At 65.5% G+C, this 20,995-nt stretch carries 14 protein-coding genes; 6 read left to right on the top strand and 8 right to left on the bottom strand.

Features of this window, described 5'->3' with window-relative positions; genetic code table 11:
* Positions 1 to 47: 47 nt before the first annotated feature.
* The 6 genes from ASF84_RS08220 to ASF84_RS08195 are packed head-to-tail and all read right to left on the bottom strand — an operon-like array spanning position 48 to position 10,132.
* The gene (locus ASF84_RS08220; RefSeq protein ID WP_056837097.1) at positions 48 to 950 is read right to left on the bottom strand and encodes a hydroxymethylglutaryl-CoA lyase; all 903 of its coding nucleotides are present in this window, start codon (positions 948 to 950) and stop codon (positions 48 to 50) included.
* Positions 947 to 2,860 (bottom strand): acetyl/propionyl/methylcrotonyl-CoA carboxylase subunit alpha, encoded by a 1,914-nt coding sequence (locus ASF84_RS08215; RefSeq protein ID WP_056837095.1) that lies wholly within the window; start codon positions 2,858 to 2,860, stop codon positions 947 to 949. The genes ASF84_RS08220 and ASF84_RS08215 overlap by 4 nt, the downstream gene beginning before the upstream one ends.
* Before the next feature lie 35 nt (positions 2,861 to 2,895).
* Positions 2,896 to 3,684, bottom strand: a complete 789-nt coding sequence (locus tag ASF84_RS08210; RefSeq protein ID WP_056837093.1) for a gamma-carboxygeranoyl-CoA hydratase — start codon at positions 3,682 to 3,684, stop codon at positions 2,896 to 2,898.
* Between the two features lie 28 nt (positions 3,685 to 3,712).
* Positions 3,713 to 5,320, bottom strand: coding sequence for a carboxyl transferase domain-containing protein (locus ASF84_RS08205; RefSeq protein ID WP_056837091.1), 1,608 nt, complete (start codon positions 5,318 to 5,320; stop codon positions 3,713 to 3,715).
* Between the two features lie 25 nt (positions 5,321 to 5,345).
* On the bottom strand, positions 5,346 to 6,527 hold the full coding sequence (locus tag ASF84_RS08200; RefSeq protein WP_056837089.1) for an isovaleryl-CoA dehydrogenase: 1,182 nt from the start codon (positions 6,525 to 6,527) through the stop codon (positions 5,346 to 5,348).
* Positions 6,528 to 6,580: 53 nt separating this feature from the next.
* Positions 6,581 to 10,132: an indolepyruvate ferredoxin oxidoreductase family protein gene (locus ASF84_RS08195; RefSeq protein ID WP_442963039.1), complete on the bottom strand. Its 3,552-nt coding sequence runs from the start codon at positions 10,130 to 10,132 to the stop codon at positions 6,581 to 6,583.
* A gap of 143 nt (positions 10,133 to 10,275) precedes the next feature.
* Here ASF84_RS08195 and ASF84_RS08190 point away from each other — a divergent pair, with 143 nt between their 5' ends.
* Both ASF84_RS08190 and ASF84_RS08185 read left to right on the top strand, forming a co-directional pair.
* Complete coding sequence (locus tag ASF84_RS08190; protein WP_056837084.1) at positions 10,276 to 11,181, top strand: LysR family transcriptional regulator; 906 nt, start codon at positions 10,276 to 10,278, stop codon at positions 11,179 to 11,181.
* Between the two features lie 267 nt (positions 11,182 to 11,448).
* Positions 11,449 to 12,630: an acetyl-CoA C-acetyltransferase gene (locus tag ASF84_RS08185; protein ID WP_056837943.1), complete on the top strand. Its 1,182-nt coding sequence runs from the start codon at positions 11,449 to 11,451 to the stop codon at positions 12,628 to 12,630.
* A gap of 290 nt (positions 12,631 to 12,920) precedes the next feature.
* Here the strand turns inward: ASF84_RS08185 and ASF84_RS08180 are convergent, their stop codons facing one another.
* Positions 12,921 to 14,030 carry an NADH:flavin oxidoreductase gene (locus ASF84_RS08180; protein ID WP_056837082.1) on the bottom strand — a complete coding sequence of 370 codons (1,110 nt, stop codon included), beginning with the start codon at positions 14,028 to 14,030 and terminating at the stop codon, positions 12,921 to 12,923.
* Positions 14,031 to 14,194: 164 nt separating this feature from the next.
* Between ASF84_RS08180 and ASF84_RS08175 the strand changes: the two genes are divergently transcribed.
* Complete coding sequence (locus tag ASF84_RS08175) at positions 14,195 to 14,737, top strand: TetR/AcrR family transcriptional regulator (protein ID WP_056837080.1); 543 nt, start codon at positions 14,195 to 14,197, stop codon at positions 14,735 to 14,737.
* Between the two features lie 4 nt (positions 14,738 to 14,741).
* Here the strand turns inward: ASF84_RS08175 and ASF84_RS08170 are convergent, their stop codons facing one another.
* On the bottom strand, positions 14,742 to 16,565 hold the full coding sequence (locus ASF84_RS08170; RefSeq protein ID WP_056837078.1) for an NAD(P)/FAD-dependent oxidoreductase: 1,824 nt from the start codon (positions 16,563 to 16,565) through the stop codon (positions 14,742 to 14,744).
* Between the two features lie 250 nt (positions 16,566 to 16,815).
* On the opposite strand from ASF84_RS08170, the gene ASF84_RS08165 reads away from it, so the two are divergent.
* The 3 genes from ASF84_RS08165 to ASF84_RS08155 all read left to right on the top strand — a co-directional run bounded on the left by ASF84_RS08165 (position 16,816) and on the right by ASF84_RS08155 (position 20,958).
* Entirely contained in the window at positions 16,816 to 18,708 is a 1,893-nt protein-coding gene (locus ASF84_RS08165) for a sigma-54-dependent Fis family transcriptional regulator (RefSeq protein ID WP_056837076.1), read from the top strand.
* Between the two features lie 199 nt (positions 18,709 to 18,907).
* Entirely contained in the window at positions 18,908 to 19,624 is a 717-nt protein-coding gene (locus ASF84_RS08160; RefSeq protein ID WP_056837074.1) for a response regulator transcription factor, read from the top strand.
* Entirely contained in the window at positions 19,621 to 20,958 is a 1,338-nt protein-coding gene (locus ASF84_RS08155; protein ID WP_056837072.1) for a HAMP domain-containing sensor histidine kinase, read from the top strand. Before ASF84_RS08160 ends, ASF84_RS08155 begins: the two co-directional genes overlap by 4 nt.
* Positions 20,959 to 20,995: the final 37 nt, after the last annotated feature.

Genomic DNA, 20,995 nt, shown 5'->3' with positions numbered 1-20,995 from the left:
CGAAAGCGTGCCGCCTTGGCGCTGTGCCAGTGGCACAGGATGATCTCCTACGCCCCCGCCGCACAGGCCGCCGCCACCTTCGAGGCATTGCTGCGGCCCAGTTGTTCGCAGATGAAGTTTCCCGCCGCCACCACCTTGTCCAGATCGACGCCGGTCTGAATCCCCATGCCGTGCAGCAGGTACAGTACGTCTTCGGTGGCCACGTTGCCTGAAGCGCCCTTGGCGTAGGGGCAGCCGCCGAGGCCGGCCACGGAGCTGTCGAACACGCTGATGCCTTCGAGCAGGCTGGCGTAGATATTGGTCACAGCCTGGCCGTAGGTGTCGTGAAAGTGTCCGGCCAGGTGCTCGCGGGCCACGTCCCGGCTGACGACATCGAGCAAGGTGCGCGTGGCCGAGGCGGTGCCGACGCCCAGGGTGTCGCCCAGGGAGATTTCATGACAACCCATTTCGTACAGTTCGCGGGCGACCGAGCGCACCTGTCCGGGCGCCACCTGCCCTTCATAAGGACACCCCAGCACGCAGGACACGTAGCCACGCACCTGCACGCCGTGGCGCCGTGCGGTCTCCAGAACCGGCACGAAGCGCGCCAGGCTCTCGGCAATCGAGCAGTTGATATTGCGTTGCGAGAACGCCTCGGAGGCGGCCGCGAACACGGCGACTTCCTTGACCCCGGCCTGCAGGGCGGCTTCCAGCCCTTTCAAATTAGGGGTCAGCGCACTGTAGGTGACACCGGGCCGCTGGGTGATGCCGGCAAAGACTTCGGCGCTGCCGGCCATTTGCGGCACCCACTTGGGCGAGACGAAACTGCCGGCTTCGATATGGCTCAGGCCGGTGGCCGAGAGGCGGTCGATCAACTGGATTTTCTGTTCGAGCCCCAGCGGGCGCTGTTCATTCTGCAGCCCGTCGCGGGGGCCGACTTCCACCAGGCGTACATGGGTAGGCAGGTTCATGAGGCGGCCTCCATATCGACCAGCACGGTGCCTTCACTGACCAGCTCGCCTTCGCGGCAATACACGGCCGCCACAGTCCCGGCCTCGGCCGCACGAATGCTGTGCTCCATTTTCATGGCGTCGAGCACCACCAGTGCGGCGCCCGCCTCCACGATCTGGCCGGCCTCGACCAGGACCCTGACGATGCTGCCGTTCATGGGCGCGGCCAGCCCGCCTTGATGGCCATGGCCGGCCTGGACGGCAGCCAGCGGATCGAAGCGGCGCACCGCGTGCCACTGCACGCCCCAGCGCACATACAAGGTGTCGCCCTGGCGCACCCGGTCTGCGCGGTTGACCGTCCCGCACGTTTGCGGTTCGAGCAGTACGCGCTGCGTGACCTCACCGCACACCAGCGTCACGGCACAGGCCTGAGGCAGGCCGCTGCGCCAGCCATGCCGGCTGGCCCAGGGTGAATGCGGGTCGTCAGCACGCTGCCGGACAGTATCAGTGTCGAGCAAACCGCTCGCCGCCTGTTGCCAGAACGCTTCAGGCAGTTCGCCAGGCGCTGGCAAAAGCTGTGCGTGGTGGCGCTCGATAAAGCCGGTGTCCAGCTGCGCTTCGGCAAACGCCGGGTGGGCCAGGATGCGTTGCAGAAAAGCCAGGTTGGTCTTGAAGCCGCCGATGACCGTTTCGGCCAACATGGCGAGCAGGCGCTGGCGGGCTTCTTCGCGGTTCTCGCCCCAGGCGATGAGCTTGGCGACCATCGGGTCGTAGAACGGCGAGACCTCATCGCCCTGCTCGACGCCGCTGTCGACCCGACGCCCCGGTCCCGGCTGCGGTTCGCGGTACAGGTCCAGATGACCGCTGGCCGGCAGGAAGCCGCCCTCGGGGTCTTCGGCATACAGGCGCACTTCGATGGCATGGCCGTTGAGCGGCACCTGCGCCTGGGTGATCGGCAGCGGCTCGCCACGGGCCACGCGGATCTGCCAGGCCACCAGGTCAAGGCCGGTGATGGCCTCGGTCACCGGGTGCTCGACCTGCAGGCGGGTGTTCATTTCCATGAAGAAAAATTCACCGCGTGCATCGAGCAGAAATTCCACGGTGCCGGCGCCAACATAGCCGATGGCCTGGGCGGCCTGCACCGCCGCCTCGCCCATGGCCTGGCGCAGCTCAGGCGACAGGCCCGGGGCCGGCGCTTCTTCGACGACCTTCTGGTGCCGGCGCTGGATCGAGCAGTCGCGCTCATTGAGGTACAGGCAATGACCGTGCTGGTCGGCGAACACCTGGATTTCGACGTGCCGTGGCTGGAGCACGTATTTTTCCACCAGCATGCGTGCGTCCCCAAACGAGGACTGCGCCTCGCGCTGGGCGGACGACAGTGCCTCGGCCAGTTGGCCTTCGTGCTCGACCACTTTCATGCCCTTGCCGCCCCCGCCGGCGGTGGCCTTGAGCAGCACCGGGTAACCGATGGTTGCGCAGGCACGGCGGAAGGTGTCCAGGCTCTGGTCTTCGCCGTGGTAACCGGGCACCAGGGGCACACCGGCTTGTTCCATCAACGACTTGGCCGCCGACTTGCTGCCCATCGCTTCGATGGCGCTGGCCGGGGGGCCGAGGAATATCAGCCCGGCCGCTTCGAGCTGGCGGGCAAAGCCGGCGTTCTCGGATAAAAAGCCGTAGCCCGGATGCACCGCCTGCGCGCCGGTGGCACGGGCCGCCTCGATGATGCGCTCGATCGACAGGTAGCTTTCGCCGGGCCTGGCGCCGCCCAGGTTGACCGCGACATCAGCCTCGCGCACATGACGGGCGTGGCGGTCGATTTCACTGTGCACCGCCACGCAGGTGATCCCCAGCGCCTTGGCGGTGCGCATGACCCGGCAGGCGATCTCGCCGCGATTGGCGACCAGCAGCGTGGTGATTGTGGTTGTGTTCATGGCATTCGCTCTGTCGAGGGGGACGTCAAGGTCGATCAAGCCCATGAGGGGGGGCGTTTTTCAAGAAAGGCATTCAGGCCTTCCTGGCCTTCCTCACTGACCCGGATGCCGGCGATGGTATTTTCCGTGCGCAGGCGCAAGGCCTCGCTCAATACGCCGCTGCCGACATCCTGCAGCAATGCCTTGCACACCCGCATGGCTTGCGGGCTGTTAAGCCGCAAGGTGGCGGTCCATTGCTCGACTGCCGCCTCAAGCCCGTCAGCCGCATAGACCTCGGCCAGCAAGCCCAGCTCACGGGCGCGTTCGCCGCTGAAACGTTCGCCGCTCAAGGCATAGCGGCGGCTGGCGCGCTCGCCGATGGCCTGCACCACGTACGGGCTGATGACCCCCGGTGCCAGGCCGATGCGCACCTCGGACAGGCTGAACAGCGCGTCCACGGCACCAATGGCAATGTCGCAACAGGCACACAACCCCACCGCACCGCCGAAGGCGGCGCCCTGCACCACGGCCAGGGTCGGAAACGGCAGGTGATACAGCAGGCTCATCAACTCGCCCAGCTCATGCGCGTCCTTGAGGTTGGCCGCGTAATCGAGGCCGGCGGCGGCCTGCATCCAGGCCAGGTCAGCCCCGGCACTGAAGTGCTTGCCGCGCCCGCGCAACAGCAGGAAGCGCACGGTCTCGTCAGCGTCGAGCTGGCGCAATACTGTAATCAGCTCATGGATCATCTGCGCATTGAAAGCGTTGTTTTTCTCCGGCCGGTTCAGCCAGAGCGTGGCGACCCCACGAGGGTCGCGTTGCAGTTGCAAGGTGGTGAAGTGACTCATCGTTCTGTCCTTGAGCAGGGGCGCCGGCTTACATGCGGAACACGCCGAAGCGGGTCGGCTCGATCGGGGCGTTGAGGCTGGCCGACAAGGCCAGCGCCAGCACCTCGCGGGTCTGCGCCGGATCAATGACCCCGTCATCCCACAAGCGGGCGCTGGAATAGAAGGCATGGGCCTGGCGCTCGTATTGCTCGACGATCGGCTGCCGGAGGCGTTGTTCATCTTCGGCGCTGAAGGTCTGGCCGGCACGTTCTGCCTGCTCCTGCTTGACCTGCACCAACACGCCGGCGGCCTGTTGCGCGCCCATCACGCCAATCCGGGCGTTGGGCCACATCCACAGGAAGCGTGGGTCGAACGCACGCCCGCACATGCCGTAGTTGCCGGCCCCGAAGCTGCCGCCAATGATCACGGTGAACTTGGGCACCTGCGCGCAGGCCACCGCCGTGACCAGCTTGGCGCCGTGCTTGGCAATGCCGCCAGCCTCGTATTTTTGCCCGACCATGAAACCGGTGATGTTCTGCAGAAAGACCAGGGGGATGCCGCGCTGGCAGGCCAGTTCGATAAAGTGCGCGCCCTTTTGCGCCGCCTCGGCAAACAGGATGCCGTTGTTGGCCAGGATCGCGATCGGGTAACCGTTGAGCCGTGCAAAGCCGCACACCAGCGTGGTGCCGAACAGCGCCTTGAACTCATCAAGGGCCGAGTCATCGACCAGGCGCGCAATGATTTCGCGCACGTCGAATGGCTGCTTGGTGTCGGCCGGGATCACGCCATACAGCTCGTCGGCTGCATAGCGCGGCGCGATGGGTGCCACACAGTCCAGTTGCCCCAGCTTGCGCCAGTTGAGGTTGGCCACGCAGCGCCGCGCCAGTGCCAGGGCGTGGGCGTCGTTTTCAGCGTAATGGTCGGCCACCCCCGAGGTCTTGCAGTGCACCTCCGCGCCGCCCAAGGCTTCGGCGGTGACCACCTCGCCGGTGGCGGCCTTGACCAGCGGCGGGCCGGCAAGAAAAATCGTCGCTTGTTGGGCGACCATGATGGTTTCGTCGCTCATGGCCGGCACGTAGGCGCCGCCGGCGGTGCACGAGCCCATGACCACGGCGATCTGCGGGATGCCTTGGGCACTGAGGTTGGCCTGGTTGAAAAAGATCCGGCCAAAATGGTCGCGGTCGGGAAACACCTCGTCCTGGCGCGGCAGGTTGGCGCCGCCGGAATCGACCAGGTACAGGCACGGCAAACGGTTGTGCCGGGCAATGTCCTGGGCCCGCAGGTGTTTCTTGACTGTCAGCGGGTAGTAGCTGCCGCCCTTCACGGTGGCGTCGTTGGCGATGATCATGCATTCGACGCCTTCGATGCGGCCGATGCCGGCGATCACACCGGCGGCGGCGACGTCTTCGCCATACACCTCCCAGGCGGCCAGAGCGCCGATTTCAAGAAATGGCGAGCCGGGGTCGAGCAACTGGTCGATGCGCTCGCGTGGCAGCAGCTTGCCCTTGGCCACATGCCGTTGCCGGGCCTTGGCGCCACCGCCTTCGTGCACCTGGGCCAACAGGGTGCGCAGCGCCTCGACCTGCGCCAGCATCGCTTCGCGGTTGGCCTGGAAGTCGGCAGAACGGGGGTTGAGTTGGGTCTTGAGTGTGTTCATTGGCCGCCTCTTGTTGTTATGGGCATCAAAGCGTTTCGTTGAACAGCTCGCGGCCAATCAGCATGCGGCGGATTTCGCTGGTGCCGGCGCCGATCTCGTACAACTTGGCGTCGCGCCACAGCCGGCCCACCGGAAACTCGTTGATATAACCATTGCCGCCCAGGATCTGGATCGCTTCGCCGGCCAGCCAGGTGGCCTTTTCGGCGGCATACAAGATAACCCCCGCGCAGTCCTTGCGCACCTGGCGCACATGGCCGCTGCCCAGCCCGTCCAGGTGCTTGCCCACGGCATACAGGTAGGCGCGGCAGGCCTGCTGGGTGGTGTACATGTCGGCCATCTTGGCCTGGATCAGCTGGAACTGGCCGATGCTCTGGCCGAACTGCTTGCGGTCGTGGATGTACGGCACCACCACGTCCATGGCCGCCTGCATCAGACCCAGCGGGCCACCGGACAACACGGCGCGCTCGTAGTCAAGGCCGCTCATCAGCACCTTGACGCCCTCGCCGACGCCACCCAGTACGTTTTCCTCCGGCACCTCCACGTTTTGGAACACCAGTTCGCCGGTGTGCGAGCCACGCATGCCCAGCTTGTCGAGCTTCTGCGCCACCGAGAACCCGGCCGCGCCCTTTTCGACGATGAATGCGGTCATGCCCTTGGCGCCGGCGGCCAGGTCGGTCTTGGCGTAGACCACCAGCACATCGCAATCGGGGCCGTTGGTGATCCACATCTTGGTGCCGTTGAGCACGTAGCGGTCGCCCTGGCGGTCGGCGCGCAGTTTCATCGACACCACGTCAGAGCCGGCATTGGGCTCGCTCATGGCCAGCGCGCCGATGTGTTCGCCGCTGATGAGGCCGGGCAGGAAGCGACGCTTCTGTTCGTCGGTGCCGTTGCGGTTGATCTGGTTGACGCACAGGTTGGAGTGCGCACCGTACGACAGGCCGATGCCGCCGGCGGCGCGGGAGATTTCTTCCATGGCGATCATGTGCGCCAGGTAGCCCATGCCCGCGCCGCCATATTCTTCGCTGACGGTCAGGCCCAGCAGGCCCATGTCGCCGAACTTGCGCCACAGGTCCATGGGGAACTGGTCGGTGCGGTCGGCCTCTTCGGCGCGTGGCGCAATTTCCTTGGAGGCAAAACCGGCCACGGCGTCGCGCAGCATGTCGATCTCTTCGCCAAGGAAAAAATTCAGTCCCGGTAGATGGCTCATGTCGGTTCTCCGTCCTTATCGATTCTTATAGGTATGAGGGTAGATCAGTGCGTTTACAGCTGCGCGGCGGCAATGCGGGTCGCAGGATTTGCCACCTCGTGAAACAGCACCGGGTTGCGCCACTGCGCGAGCAGGGTGTCCTTATGCTGCCGGGCGTGTTGCAGGTAGCGGTCCTTGACCGCACCATAGCCGCGCACGGCGTCCGGCAGGCGGGCCAGCTCAAGGGCCTGGGCAAGGTTGTCGGCGTTCAGGCCGCCAAGCAGTTCATCCAGCAGGCTCTCGTACTCGCGCTGCCAGGCCAGTTCGGCCTTGCGTTCATGGGTGCGGGCGAACGGGTCGAGCCAGGTATTGCGCACCGCCTTGCAGTGGCTCAGCAGGCGCAGCGCCTTGAGCATCCACGGGCCGTAGGTTTTCTTGGCTTTTTGCCCGGCTCCGGAGGTGTTCAGCACCGGCGGCGCCAGGTGAAAGCGCAGGCGGTAGTCGCCCTCGAAGGTCGACTCGATCTTTTTCAGGAACTGGCCGTCGGTGTACAACCGCGCCACTTCGTACTCGTCCTTGATTGCCAACACCTTGAAATAGTGCCGTGCCACCGCCTCGCTCAGCGGGCCGGCATGGCCGACCAGGCGGGTTTCGGCGGCAACGAAGGCTTCGACGCGGGTGGTGTAGCGCCGGGCCAGTGCGGCGTTCTGGTACTGGGTGAGGAAGTCGGCCCGGCGGCTGACCTGCTCGGCCAGCGTCTGCGACAGCACCCGGTCGGCGCTTTTGACCTGCGCCGCGTCGATCCTGGCCTGCACCCGTGGCAGGTCGAACGCTGCACGGCGTCCCCAGGCAAAGGCGGCCTGGTTGAAGGCCACCGCCGTACCGTTCAGTTCGATGGCCTTGAGCAGCGCAGCTTCGGTCACCGGCAGCCAGCCTTTCTGGCAGGCAAAGCCGAGCATGAAGGTGTTGGTGGCAATCGAGTCGCCCATCAGGGCGGTGGCGATGCGGCTGGCATTGAGAAACTGCACCTGTTTATCGCCGACCGCTTCGCTGATCTGCCGGGCCATGTCGGCGGTACGGAACACCGGGTCCGGGTGGGCCTGGACATCGCCGCTTTCGGCTTGCCGGGCGAAGGTGCGCACGAAGGTGCCGGTCAGGCTTTCTTCGCTGTTGATCACGGCAAAGGTCACGCCCTGGCGCATTTTCAGCAGGGTCTCGGTGTTGGCACTGACCACCAGGTCGCACCCGAGCAGCAGGTTGGCTTCGCCCTCGGCGATGCGCGGTGCATGCAACTGGTCCTGGTGCGCGGCAATGCGGATGTGCGACCACACCGCACCGCCTTTCTGCGCCATGCCGGCCATGTCCAGGCTCAAGGTGCCCTTGCCCTCGATGAACGCGGCCATGCCCAGCAACGCCCCAATGGTCACCACGCCGGTGCCGCCGACGCCGGTGATCAGAATGCTGAACGGTTGCGCCAGCGCTGCCACTTCAGGCTCCGGCAGGTCCCAGCGTTCCTGGTCGGCCAGCGCCTTGGGTTTGCGCAGCGCACCGCCCTCGATGGTGACAAAGCTGGGGCAGAAGCCTTCCAGGCAGGTGAAGTCCTTGTTGCATGAAGACTGGTCGATCTCGCGCTTGCTGCCGAACTCGGTCTGCACCGTGGTCACCGACATGCAGTTGGACTGGCTGCTGCAGTCGCCGCAGCCTTCACACACCGCCTCGTTGATCATCACCCGGCGCGCCGGGTCGGCAAACTTGCCGCGCTTGCGACGGCGGCGTTTTTCGGCAGCGCAGGTCTGGTCGTAGATCAGCGCCGACACGCCCTGGTACTCGCGCAGGGAGGTTTGCACCTCGTCCATTTGTGCACGGGACAGCACCGGCACGCCAGGCGCCAGGTCGGTGATGGTCTTGTAGCGCTCGGTGTCGTCGGTGACCACCACGATGCGCTGCACGCCTTCGGCTGCCAGTTGCCGGGAAATCTGCGCCACGCTCAACGAGCCATCCACCGGCTGCCCGCCGGTCATGGCCACCGCGTCGTTGTAGAGAATCTTGTAGGTGATGTTGACCTTGGCCGCGACCGCAGCACGAATGGCCAGCAACCCGGAGTGAAAATAGGTGCCGTCGCCCAGGTTGACGAACACGTGCGGGGTGCGGGTGAACGGCGCCTGGCCGATCCAGGCCGCGCCCTCGCCGCCCATCTGGCTGAAGGTCTTGGTCTGCGGATAGATCCAGGCGGCCATGTAGTGGCAGCCGATGCCGGCCAGGGCGCGGCTGCCCTCGGGCACCTTGGTCGAGCTGTTATGCGGGCAGCCCGAGCAGTAATGCGGCAGGCGGTCCATCAGCGTGGTGAAGCGCTGGTTGGCGGCCAGCCCGGCTTCGAGCACCGCCAGGGCCACCTGCAGTTCGCCACTCTGGTGATACCGCAGGATGCGCTTGGCCAGGGCCCGGGCGATCTGCGAAGGGGTCAGGTCGCTGGTGGCCGGCAACAGCCAGTCGGTGTGCGGCCGGGTCCACTCGCCCTTGTCGTCGAACTTGCCGACGATGCGCGGGCGCACGTCCTCGCGCCAGTTGTACAGTTCTTCCTTGAGCTGGTATTCGATCATCTGGCGCTTTTCCTCGACCACGATGATCTCTTCCAGCCCGTCGGCAAAGTGCCGCACGCCTTCGGCGTCCAGCGGCCAGACCATGCCGACCTTGTACACCCGCAGGCCCAGTTGCGCGGCGCGGTCCTGATCGATGCCCAGGATCTTCAGCGCCTGGCAGACGTCGAGGTACGACTTGCCGGAGGTGACGATGCCGATCCGCGCACGCGGCGCGTCCAGCACGATGCGGTCCAGGCCATTGGCTCGCGCATAGGCGGCCACGGCGTACAGCTTGTGCTCCATCAGGCGCTGTTCCTGCGCCAGCGGCGGGTCCGGCCAGCGGATGTTCAGGCCGCCGGCGGGCAATTGGAAATCGGGGATCACCGGATTGACCCGGTCCAGGCTGACGTCGACCACCGCGCCGCTTTCGACGGTGTCGGCCACCGCCTTCATGGCCACCCAGCAGCCCGAGTAGCGCGACATGGCAAAGCCGTGCAGGCCGAAGTCGAGGTACTCTTGCACCCCCGACGGCGCCAGCACCGGGATCATCACCGCCTTGAAGATGTGCTCGGTCTGGTGCGGCAGTGAAGAGGAACGGGCGCCGTGATCGTCACCGGCAATGGCCAGCACGCCACCAAACTGTGACGTGCCGGCCGCATTGGCATGGCGCAGCACGTCGCCACAGCGGTCGACGCCCGGGCCCTTGCCGTACCACATGCCGAACACGCCATCGTACTGCGCGCCCTCGAACAGGTTGACCTGTTGGGTGCCCCACAACGAGGTCGCCGCCAGGTCTTCGTTGAGCCCCGGGTGAAAGGTGACGTGCTGGGTCTTGAGGTGCTCGCGGGCCTTCCACAAGGCCTGGTCGAAGCCGCCCAGGGGCGAGCCGCGATAGCCGGAGATGAAGCCTGCGGTGTTGAGCCCCGCCGCCAGGTCGCGCTGGCGCTGCATCATCGGCAGCCTGACCAGCGCCTGCACGCCGGTCATCAGGACCGTGCCCGAGGCTTGCAGGTACTTGTCATCAAGCGTTGGAGTGACGGTCGACACAGGACTGTTCATGCGGCGGATCCTCAGGCTTTTATTCTTGTAGTCGACCGCTTGAGAGACCCGCGATCGGTTTTCAAGTACGTTAGTCTGCGCTTGCGCTATCGTAAATTTCTAAAAACAGACATCGGGTATAAAAAAAACAGATGGCCCATCCCCGTGACATTTCGCTTCGTCAACTGCGCTATTTTCGCGCCGCCGCCGAGATGGGCCAGTTCTCCCTGGCCGCCGCCAGCGAGCATATTTCCCAGTCGGCGATCACCGCTGCCGTGGCGCAACTGGAGCAGGCCCTCAATGTCAGCCTGTTCGAGCGCCTGCCCTATGGCGTGCGCCTGACGCTGGAAGGCCACCGGTTTCTGGAGCGCACCCGCTCGATCCTCAATGCCGTGCAGGATGCCGTGAGCGAGCCGTTGAGCACCGGTGCGTCGATCAGCGGCACCGTGCGCATCGGCGCCAGCTACACGGTATTGGGCTATTACTTGCCCACCGTGCTGATGCGCTTTCGCCGCAGCTACCCGGATGTAGAGTTCGACCTGCAGGACATGGACCGGGTCTCGATCGAAAACGCGGTGTCCAGCGGCGCGCTGGACCTGGGACTGATCATTGTCTCCAATTCCGACCCGGACCTGGCCCTCAACAAGGCGGTGCTGATGCAGTCCAAGCGCCAGGTCTGGCTGCCGGTGGATCACCCCTTGATGCAGGCCGAGAAAATCAGCCTCAAGGACCTGGAGCCCCTGCCTTACCTGATGTTCACTGTCGATGAGGGTGAGGCGTCGACCAATCGCTACTGGCAACAGTGCGGCGTCAGCCCGCGCGTGGCGTTCAGGACCAGCTCGATGGAGGCCTTGCGCGGCCTGGTGGCCAACGGCTTTGGCGTGACGGTGCTGTCGAAAATGGTCTTTCGCCACTGGTCGCTGGAAGGCCGGCGCCTGGAGACGCGTCCGCTCAGCGATCCGGTGCCGGACATGGAGCTGGGCCTGATCTGGAACGAACAGAGCTTGGTCACTCCCGAGGCGCGGGCGGTGCAGCAGTTTCTGTTGCATTCGGTGTGAAGATTGATCAGTTTTGCAAATCAATGGCACGAAAAAACAAACTTATCAAACGCCGGGAATGGGCAGAAGCTGGGAACCGGCAGGCGTCACTGACCAGAGGGCGATGCGAACAGGCTGGGTAAAACCGGGCCCTCTGAGGCGCCTGTAGCGCTGCAATCGCCGGCAAGCCGCCTCCCACAGGTCCTGTGAAACCCTCAGGCGATGTGGCTAAAGCCTCTCCTGCACGCACAGCGTTTGCGTGTGGATCACTTACAAGGAGTCATGTTCATGCAAGACGTCGTTATCGTCGCGGCCACCCGCACCGCCATTGGCAGCTTCCAGGGCTCACTGGCCAACACCCCCGCCGTCGAACTGGGCGCCGCGGTCATCCGCCGCTTGCTGGAGCAGACCGGCCTGAGCGGCGAGCAGGTCGACGAGGTGATTCTCGGCCATGTGCTGACCGCTGGCGCCGGCCAGAACACCGCGCGCCAGGCTGCCATTCACGCCGGGCTGCCGCACACCGTGCCGGCGCTGACTCTCAACAAGGTCTGTGGCTCGGGCATGAAGGCTCTGCACCTGGCCGTGCAAAGCATTCGTTGCGGCGATGCCGAGGTGGTGATTGCCGGTGGCATGGAAAACATGAGCCTGGCCCCCTACGTGCTGCCCAAGGCGCGCACCGGCCTGCGCATGGGCCATGCGCAGATGCTCGACAGCATGATCACCGACGGGCTGTGGGACAGCTTCAACGACTATCACATGGGCATCACCGCCGAAAACCTGGTGGAGCGCTTCGACATTTCGCGCCAGGCGCAGGATGCCTTTGCCGCGCACTCCCAGCAAAAGGCCCTGCAGGCCATCGAGTCGGGGCGCTTTGCCGATGAAATCACGCCGATCATGATTGCCCAGCGCAAGGGTGATCCGTTGCCCTTCGCGACTGACGAACAACCGCGCGCAGGCACCACGGCCGAATCCCTGGGCAAGCTGAAGGCGGCGTTCAAGGGCGACGGCAGCGTGACCGCCGGCAATGCCTCCAGCGTCAACGACGGCGCCGCAGCGGTCGTGCTGATGAGTGCTGCCAAGGCCCAGGCACTGGGCCTGCCGGTGCTGGCGCGCATCAAGGCCTATGCCAGCGCCGGCGTGGACCCGGCGATCATGGGCATTGCTCCGGTCTCGGCCACCCGCGCCTGCCTGGCCAAGGCCGGCTGGGCGCTGCAGGAACTGGACCTGATCGAAGCCAACGAAGCCTTCGCCGCCCAGGCCCTGGCCGTGGGCCAGGAACTGCAGTGGGATGCCGAGAAGGTCAACGTCAACGGCGGCGCCATTGCGCTGGGCCACCCGATTGGCGCATCGGGCTGCCGTGTGGTGGTCACGCTGGTGCACGAGATGCTCAAGCGCGACGCGAAAAAGGGCCTGGCCACGCTGTGCATCGGCGGTGGCCAGGGGGTGGCGCTGCTGCTTGAACGCGGCTGATACCGGCCTGGACCGGGCGGCTTGCCAGGGTCTGTTGCCGTTTCAGCACGAGCCGCGTTGCTGGGCCAAATCTCGCCAGGCCAGGCGGAGGACGCAGAAAAGGGGAACGCCCTTTTCAAGTCCTCCAACACCGCATGGCGAGATTGGGCACGCAACCCGAAGGGCCGGGCCTGTTTTGCCGCGAGACTGCGTTACTCGCCACTCATCTGGAATGACCAAACGTCGCGGCGCCTGCCTGGCCTCGCGGCAAAACGGGCGCCGGCGCGGCCGTGATGAAACGGCAACAGACCCTAGGCCAAGGTCGCCAGGTCGGCGGCCTTGAAGCCTTGCAGCGCGTCGGTCTGGCCGGTGCGGACCTTGTTGGCCCAGTCGGCATCGGAGATCAGCACGCGGCCGACCGCGATCAGGTCGAACTCTTCACGCTCCAGCCGTTGGTGCAGGTTGTCCAGTGCCGCGGCACCGGAGCCCTGGCCGCCAAAGGCGCCGAAGAAATCCCCGTCCAGCCCGACCGAGCCGACGCTGATGGTCGCCGCCCCCGTGAGCTTCTTCGCCCAGCCGGCGAAGTTCAGGCCGTCAGCACCGTCGATCTCGGCAAACTCCGGTTCCCAGAAACGCCGTTGCGAGCAGTGCAGGATGTCTACGCCCGCCTCGACCAGCGGCGCCAGCCACTCGGTCATCTGCTGTGGCGAGGTGGCCAGGCGAGCCGCGTAATCCTGCTGTTTCCACTGGCTGACCCGCAGAATCAACGGGAAATCCGGCCCCACCGCAGCGCGCACGGCCTTGACCGCTTCGGCGGCAAAGCGCGAGCGCTCGCCAATCGTCGCCCCACCAAAGGCGTCGGTGCGGGTGTTGGTGCCCGGCCAGAAAAACTGGTCGATCAGGTAACCGTGCGCCCCGTGCAGCTCTACAGTGTCGAACCCCAGGCGCTTGGCATCCGCAGCAGCACGGGCAAAAGCGGCCACGGTGTCGGCAATGTCTTCCAGGGTCATGGTGTTGCCCCGTGGATCCTCCGGCCCCACCAGGCCGCTCGGGCTTTCGACCGGTGCCTCGGGGGTCCACTCGCCACGGGCGCGGGTCGACCCGGTGTGCCAGATTTGCGGGGCGATGCGCCCGCCGGCGGCGTGCACCGCATCGACCACGCCGGACCAACCGGCCAGCGCCGCGTCGCCATGAAAAAACGGAATGCCCGGCATGTTGCGCGAGGCCGGCCGGTCGATCACCGTCCCTTCGGTCAGAATCAGGCCCACGCCGCCTTCGGCACGGCGCCGGTAATACTCGGCATGCAAGGCGCCGGGAATGCCCTCTGGCGCCAGGCCACGGGTCATGGGCGCCATGACGATGCGGTTAGGCAGCACAAGGCTTTTAAGGGTAAAGGGGCTGAACAGAATGTCGCTGGACATGAGGTCTTCCACTGGCAGTCGGGAGAAAAGACACGGCTGGGGCGGTGCCGCGAGGTGGCAGTTAAGATGGCGAACACCATCTTAATTGTCAACGTGCCTTGATGATGATCGACATCAATGTATAGTCAGCATTTGATCGAGACGTCCAGGCAGGAGATGCGGACATGCGAGTAACCAAGGCCCAGGCCCAGGCGAACCGGGCACACATTGTCGAGACAGCCGCCGCGCTGTTTCGTGAGCGTGGGTATGACGGCGTCAGTGTGGCTGACCTGATGGCCGCTGCCGGCTTTACCCATGGCGGGTTCTACAAGCACTTTGGTTCCAAGGCCGACCTGATGGCCGAGGCCGCCGCGTGCGCCATTGCTTCAGGGCAGGAAAAAAGCGACAGGCTGGAGACGGCCGAGCGCTTCAAGCGCTACCTCTCGCGTGAGCACCGCGATTCCCGTGACCAGGGTTGCACCATGGCGGCGCTGGGCGGCGACGCGGCGCGTCAGCCAGAAGGTATCAAGGCCATCTTTGCCGATGGCATCGAAGGCATGCTGGCCCGGTATGCGCCGGAGCAGCGCGCCAAAATGATCGCCCTGATTGCCCAGGCGACAGGCGCGATGACCATGTCCAGGGCCTGCCCGGATGACTCGGCCCTGGCCGACGAGATTCTCGCCACCTGCCGCACCGATATTCTGGCGCGGCTGGCCTGCGACCAATGACCGGTCAGTTCGACCGGGGGCTATAGACCGGCGTATCCAGGCCCTCGAAGCGGGCTTTCAGTTGCAGCGCCAGGTACAGCGAATAGTGCCGTGACTGGTGCAGGTTGCCGCCATGGAACCACAGATTCGGCTGCGCGGTGGGCTTCCACATGTTGCGCAGCTCGCCCTCGAACGGCCCCGGGTCCTTGGTGGTGCCCGAGCCCAGCCCCCAGCAGGGCCCGACCTTCTCGGCCACTTCAGGCGAAATCAACCGCGCGGCCCAGCCGTTCATCGAACCGTAGCCGGTGGCGTAGACGATCAGGTCGGCCGGCAGCCGGCTGCCATCGTTGAGCACCACGGCATCGGTTTCGATGTGCTCCACGCCCAGGCCTGCGCCGCTCTTGAGCTTGATCGTGCCGTCGGCGATCAGTTGCGAAGCGCCTACGTCGATGTAGTAACCCGAGCCACGGCGCACGTACTTGAGAAACAGCCCGGAGTCGTCGTCGCCGAAGTCGAGCATGAAGCCGGCCTTTTCCAGCCCGGCATAGAAGTCCTTGTCACGCGCACGAATCGCATCGAACACCGGACGGTGGAAATCGCCCATGATCCGGTACGGGATCGAGGCGAACAGCATGTCGGCCTTGTCGGTGGTCAGTCCGCTGTCCAGTGCGTCCTCGGAATACAGGCCGGCGAACAGCAGGTCCATCAGGCTGTCGGAGCGCACGATGTGTGTGCTGGAGCGCTGCACCATGGTCACCTCGACCCCGTTTTCCACCAGGTCCGCGCAGATGTCATGGGCCGAGTTGTTTGCCCCGATCACCACCGCGCGCTTGCCGCGCCAGGCATCGCCGCCGGGGTGACGGCTGGAGTGGTGCTGCTGGCCGGCAAAGGTTTCGCTGCCTGGATACACCGGCACGTTCGGTACCCCCGACATGCCGGTGGCCAGCACCAGTTGGGTCGGGCGCAGGGTGTGCCGCTGGCCGTCGCGCAGCACCTCGACGCTCCATTGCCCGACCTGCTCGTCGAAACTGGCCTGCACGCACTCGGTTCGCGCCCAGTAATCGAGCTGCATGATGCGCGCGTACATTTCCAGCCAGTCACCCATCTGGTCCTTGGGCGTGAACACCGGCCAGTGGTCCGGAAACGGCAGGTACGGCATGTGGTCGTACCAGACCGGGTCGTGCAGGCACAGCGACTTGTAGCGCCCGCGCCATTGATCGCCGGGACGCTCGGCCTTGTCGATGATCAGCGTCGGCACATTGAGGCGCTTGAGCCGGGCCGCCAGCCCCAGGCCGCCCTGCCCGCCGCCGACGATCAGGCACCAGGGCTGGGTGGTAACGCCCATGGCCGCCTGCTCGTCGCGGCGTCGCTCCAGCCAGTTGCGCTTGTCGGCATGGCCTTGGCCGTGCTGCGCGCCCAGGGGCCGGCGCCGGCCGGCGGGTTCTTCGAAGCCCTTGAGTTCGCGCAGGCTGGTCAGCAGCGTCCAGCACTGGCCGTCCTTGAGGCGCACATAGCCCTTGCCGCGACCTGTGGCGGTTTCCAGGCTGATCCAGCCTTCGATCACGCCGTCGCCCAGGGTCGCTTCGCCTTCGAGCTGCCAGCGCTCGGGCCGGGTCTGCTCAAGGCGCTCTTGCAGCATGGCGCCGATGGCCGGCTGGCCTTCCAGGGTGATCAGGTTCCAGCTGAACAGCACCAGGTCGCGCCAGTAGCATTCGTCGCAGAACAGCGCCAGCGTCGCATCGATGTCGCGCCGGGCCAGGTGTCCGGCAAAGCGTTCGACCCAGGCGGCCAGTTGTTCGGTGGGGGTGTGCGCTGCAGCCGGTGCCGGCGTTTGGGTAGCGATTGTCATGAGCAATTTCCTTTGTTGTTCTTGTTTGCCCCTGGTCTATCGCAAGGCTCGGGCCAGATTGGCGAAAGCCGCAGGCCAGAGCCTGCGCACACCGATCAAGGCATGTGGCGACCGGCGCTGCTGTACCCAGGGCGTGACACGTCCCCATGACAGAGTGTCACCCTGTACCGGCAGGTGCTTTTTCAGGCAGCAAGGTTTCGACTAAGCTGCCGACAGACCCGCCTTCACGGTGTGCTGGAGAACAACAACAATGACCTCGACCCTGATTCACGCCCATGCGCAACAGGTCTTGCAGGCCGTGCACGGCCTGCCCGCCAGCCAGCCCGGCAGCGCGGCCCCGGCCATCACCCGTTCATGGCGCCGTTGCCTGGACCAGCATCGGCTCGACCCCGCCAGCCATCAGGCGCCCTGCGTGGTCGAACAACCGCGCCTGCAGGATCACCGCGCGCCGCTGGAGCACATCATCGGCGTGGCGCGCTGGCAGATGAACAGCCTGCACCAGCAACTGGGTCGCAGCGGTCATGTGGTGCTGCTCACCGATGCCCAGGGCGTGGTGATCGACAGCGTGCTCGACGAGGCCGAACGGGCGTCGTTCCAGCGCGCCGGGCTGTGGCTGGGCGCCATGTGGAGCGAGGATTGCGAGGGCACCAATGGCGTCGGCACCTGCCTGGTCGAGCGCCAGCACGTGACCATCCGCCGCGATGAGCATTTTCGCGGGCGACATGCCGGGCTGACGTGCTCGGCCAGCCCGATCTTCGACCCGCGCGGCGAACTGCTGGCGGTGCTCAACGTCTCATCGGCCCATGAAGAACGCACCTTGCAGGAGCGCTTCCAGGCCATGGCCCTGACCAGCCTGTCGGCGCGGCTGATCGAGAGCTGTTATTTCCTCCAGCACGAGCCACAGCATTTTCTGCTGCGTTTTCATCCGGAACCGGGCTTTACCGGCCTGTTGGGTGAAGGCCTGCTGGGCTTTGACGCGCGCGGCATCATCACCTCGGTCAACCCGATGGCGCTGGAGCTGCTGGGCCTGTCGCGTGAACGTCTGGCCGGGCAAGCGCTGACGACGCTGGTTGCTTTGCCCCTTGAGCAAATCGTCGAGCGTGCCAGCCCGCAGCCGAGCCTGTGCTGGCCGCTGCGCCTGGCCGACGGACGCTTGCTGCACGCGCAACTGCGCGCACCACAGACCTCGATCCCGGTCATCGCCCGGGCCTTGCCGCGCCCTCGTGATGAGCGCGTGTGCCTGGACGACCCGACGCTGCGCCGCCACTTCGAGCGCGCCTTGCGGGTGCTGGAACGCGATGTGCCAGTGCTGCTGTGTGGCGAAACCGGCACGGGCAAGGAAGCCTTTGCCAGCGCCTTGCACCGGGCCGGCTCACGTCACGCCCGGCCCTTCGTGGCGATCAATTGCGCGGCGATTCCCGAGGCATTGATCGAAAGCGAACTGTTCGGCTATCGCGGCGGCAGTTTTACCGGCGCCCGGCGCGAAGGCATGGTCGGCAAGCTCGAACAGGCCCACGGCGGCATTCTGTTTCTCGATGAAATCGGCGACATGCCATTGGCACTGCAAACCCGCCTGTTGCGCGTGCTGGAGGCCCGCGAAGTGGTGCCGCTGGGCAGTGCCGCGCCCCGGCCGCTGGATGTGCAGGTCATCAGCGCCACGCACCAGGACCTGGCGGCACGGGTGGCACAAGGCGATTTTCGCGAGGACCTGTTCTATCGCCTGGCCGGCTTCAGCGTGACCCTGCCGGCATTGCGCGACCGTGCAGACAAGGGCGCCTTGCTTGACTGGCTGCTGCGCGAAGAAGCCGCAGGCAATGTCATCCAGTTGACGCCGGACGCGCGCCAGGCCTTGCTGGCGCAGGCCTGGCCGGGCAATGTGCGTCAGTTGCGCACCGTGCTGCGCACGCTGGTGGCCTTGTCCGATGACGGGCAGATCAACCTGATGGATGTGCATGAGCTGCTGCCGGCCAGTCGCCCGCAATCGCAGCAAGCCGAAGATCCGTTGCGCCAGTCGGAATGCCAGACCCTGCAAGCCACGGTCGAGGCCGAGCAGTGGAACATGAGCCGTGTGGCGCAGCGCCTGGGAATCAGCCGCAATACGCTGTACCGCAAGCTGCGCCTGCATGGGATCAGCCGGCGTTGACGGGGACGGTGTTTTGTCAGCCTTCGCGACCGCTGGTCGCGCCTACGGGATCGGATAAAGCCACCTTTGCAGGCCATGCCGCCATTGCGCAGGAGCGACCAACGGTCGCGAAAGGTGGGTCGATTCATGACAGGTAGGCATATCCCTCGACATTCGTCACACTACGCGACAAAGAATCATTCTCAGCTCAGGAACCCCCATGCTTTCCCCTTCCCCCCTGCACACGCCTTCACGGATTCTGGCGATCGAGGATGATCCGTTGCTTGCCTCTCACCTGCAAAGCCACCTCGAGCAGCGCGGTTTTGCGGTGACCTTGCGTCACAGTGCCAAGGATGTGGTGGCGCTGGTGACCAGCCAAGGCTTCGACCTGATTCTGATGGACATCATGCTGCCCGACGGCAGCGGCCTGGAGATTCTGGGCCAGTTGCGCCAACACCTGCGCCTGCCGGTGATCCTGATGTCGGCGCTGGGCGCCGAGCAGGACCGCATCGTCGGGTTCAGCCAGGGTGCCGACGACTACCTGCCCAAGCCGTTCAGCATGCGCGAAATGGACGTGCGCATCGATGCCGTGCTGCGCCGCGTGGCCTATGAGCATGAAGCGAAAAACACCCGCCATGACGAGCTGCAACTGACGGTCGACCTGCAACGCTGCGATGTCAGTCATAACGGCGTCTGGGCCGACCTGAGCGGCACCGAGTTCCGCATTCTGGAAGTGATGCTGGCGCATGTGGGTGAAGTGCTGAGCAAGGCGTTCCTGTACCAGCAAGCCATGCACCGGGCCTGGTCGCATTACGACCGCAGCCTGGACATGCACGTCAGCCGCATCCGGCGCAAACTGCAGGTGATCGGCTACAACGGCCGCAATATCCAGACCGTGCGCGGTGCCGGCTATGTGCTGAGCCCGCTGGCGCCATGAGTCTGCCGCATCGGCATTCGCTGCTGTGGAAACTGATCGTGCTGCTGGCGTTGCTGTGCCTGTTGCTGGTCAGCCTGCAAGTGGACCTGAGCAAACGCCTTTATGACGCCAGCGCCCGCCTGCCGACGCCGACCCGGCAGGTCTACCACGACTATGCCGCGCAGGCGGCCAGCGCATGGCGCACCCAGGGCCGTGCGGGCGTGGATGGATTCCTGCGCGATCTGCGCCAGCGCGAGCAGGTCTGGGCCGTGGTGGTCGATGAGCACGATGAGTCCTTGTCGTCGCAGCCGATGCTGGACGACGAACGCGGCCGCCTGCGGTTTATCCGCACCCTCGACAGTGCGGTCGGACGGCCCGGCGGGCGACCGAATTTCTATGTGCCGCTGCCGGGGCTCCAGGGTCGGCTGGTGATGGAATTGCCGCCGCGCCTGGACCCGCGCCAGCACAATGACCGCTGGGAAATCGCCTTGCAGCAAGGGCTGCCGACGGCCCTGGCCTTGTTGCTGGGCGTGCTGCTGTACCGGCTGCTGATCGCGCCGATGGCCACCTTGCGCCGGCAGGCCAACGCGCTGAGCAACGGCGACCTGTCGGCGCGGGTCGAACCCAGGGTCGCCGGCCGACGCGACGAACTCGGCGAGCTGGCGCGCTCGTTCAACCAGATGGCGGGTCGCCTGGAAAGCACCGTGGTGTTCCAGCGCCGGCTGCTGCGTGCCTTGTCGCATGAGCTGCGCACACCCTTGAGCCGCTTGCGGGTGGCCGGCGAGCGCGAACTGGACATCGAGGCCATGCGTCAGCGCCAGGAGCATGAGGTGCAGATCATGGAGCGGCTGATCGACGATACCCTGGAGCTGGTCTGGCTCGATACCGAGCGCCCGCTGCTGCCGGTGGAGCCGGTGGAAGTCGCCGAGCTGTGGGCAATGCTGTGTGAAGACTGCAGCTTCGAAACTGGCTGGCCGGTCGAGCGCATGCCGTGCACGCTGCCTGCCGATTGCGTGGTGCTGGGCAACCTCAATGGCCTGGCCCAGGTACTGGAGAATATCCTGCGCAATGCCGTGCGCCACTCCCCTGAAGGTGGCCAGGTGCAGCTGGCGGGCAAACGCGAGGCACACCACTGGCACCTGTGGGTCGAAGACCAGGGTCCCGGCGTGCCGCCCGAGCAGTTGGAGCAGATTTTCCAGCCGTTCATTCGCCTGCAAGCCGAACGGCCAGGCGGCGACGGTTTCGGCCTGGGGCTGTCAATTGCCCAAAGTGTGGTGCAGTCGCAAAACGGTGAGGTCTGGGCGGAGAATGCCGGCCCAGGGCTGCGCGTCCATCTGCGGCTGCCAAGTGTATAAAATGTAAAACATATTTATTCTTATTTGAGAATGCGTA

The organism is Pseudomonas sp. Leaf127, from assembly GCF_001423155.1.
GTDB classification, from domain to species: domain Bacteria; phylum Pseudomonadota; class Gammaproteobacteria; order Pseudomonadales; family Pseudomonadaceae; genus Aquipseudomonas; species Aquipseudomonas ovata.
The sequence above is the reverse complement of the archived record's forward strand: the minus strand, read 5'-3'. Positions and strand labels throughout refer to the sequence as shown.

Excerpts from the sequence above, each read along its gene's own strand:
- ASF84_RS08200 (WP_056837089.1), bottom strand. The coding sequence starts at position 6,527 with ATGAGCCATCTACCGGGACTGAATTTTTTCCTTGGCGAAGAGATCGAC.
- ASF84_RS08180 (WP_056837082.1), bottom strand. The coding sequence starts at position 14,030 with ATGTCCAGCGACATTCTGTTCAGCCCCTTTACCCTTAAAAGCCTTGTG.
- ASF84_RS08190 (WP_056837084.1), top strand. The coding sequence starts at position 10,276 with ATGGCCCATCCCCGTGACATTTCGCTTCGTCAACTGCGCTATTTTCGC.
- ASF84_RS08175 (WP_056837080.1), top strand. The coding sequence starts at position 14,195 with ATGCGAGTAACCAAGGCCCAGGCCCAGGCGAACCGGGCACACATTGTC.
- ASF84_RS08205 (WP_056837091.1), bottom strand. The coding sequence starts at position 5,320 with ATGAACACACTCAAGACCCAACTCAACCCCCGTTCTGCCGACTTCCAG.
- ASF84_RS08170 (WP_056837078.1), bottom strand. The coding sequence starts at position 16,565 with ATGACAATCGCTACCCAAACGCCGGCACCGGCTGCAGCGCACACCCCC.
- ASF84_RS08165 (WP_056837076.1), top strand. The coding sequence starts at position 16,816 with ATGACCTCGACCCTGATTCACGCCCATGCGCAACAGGTCTTGCAGGCC.
- ASF84_RS08160 (WP_056837074.1), top strand. The coding sequence starts at position 18,908 with ATGCTTTCCCCTTCCCCCCTGCACACGCCTTCACGGATTCTGGCGATC.
- ASF84_RS08155 (WP_056837072.1), top strand. The coding sequence starts at position 19,621 with ATGAGTCTGCCGCATCGGCATTCGCTGCTGTGGAAACTGATCGTGCTG.
- ASF84_RS08215 (WP_056837095.1), bottom strand. The coding sequence starts at position 2,860 with ATGAACACAACCACAATCACCACGCTGCTGGTCGCCAATCGCGGCGAG.
- ASF84_RS08210 (WP_056837093.1), bottom strand. The coding sequence starts at position 3,684 with ATGAGTCACTTCACCACCTTGCAACTGCAACGCGACCCTCGTGGGGTC.
- ASF84_RS08185 (WP_056837943.1), top strand. The coding sequence starts at position 11,449 with ATGCAAGACGTCGTTATCGTCGCGGCCACCCGCACCGCCATTGGCAGC.
- ASF84_RS08220 (WP_056837097.1), bottom strand. The coding sequence starts at position 950 with ATGAACCTGCCTACCCATGTACGCCTGGTGGAAGTCGGCCCCCGCGAC.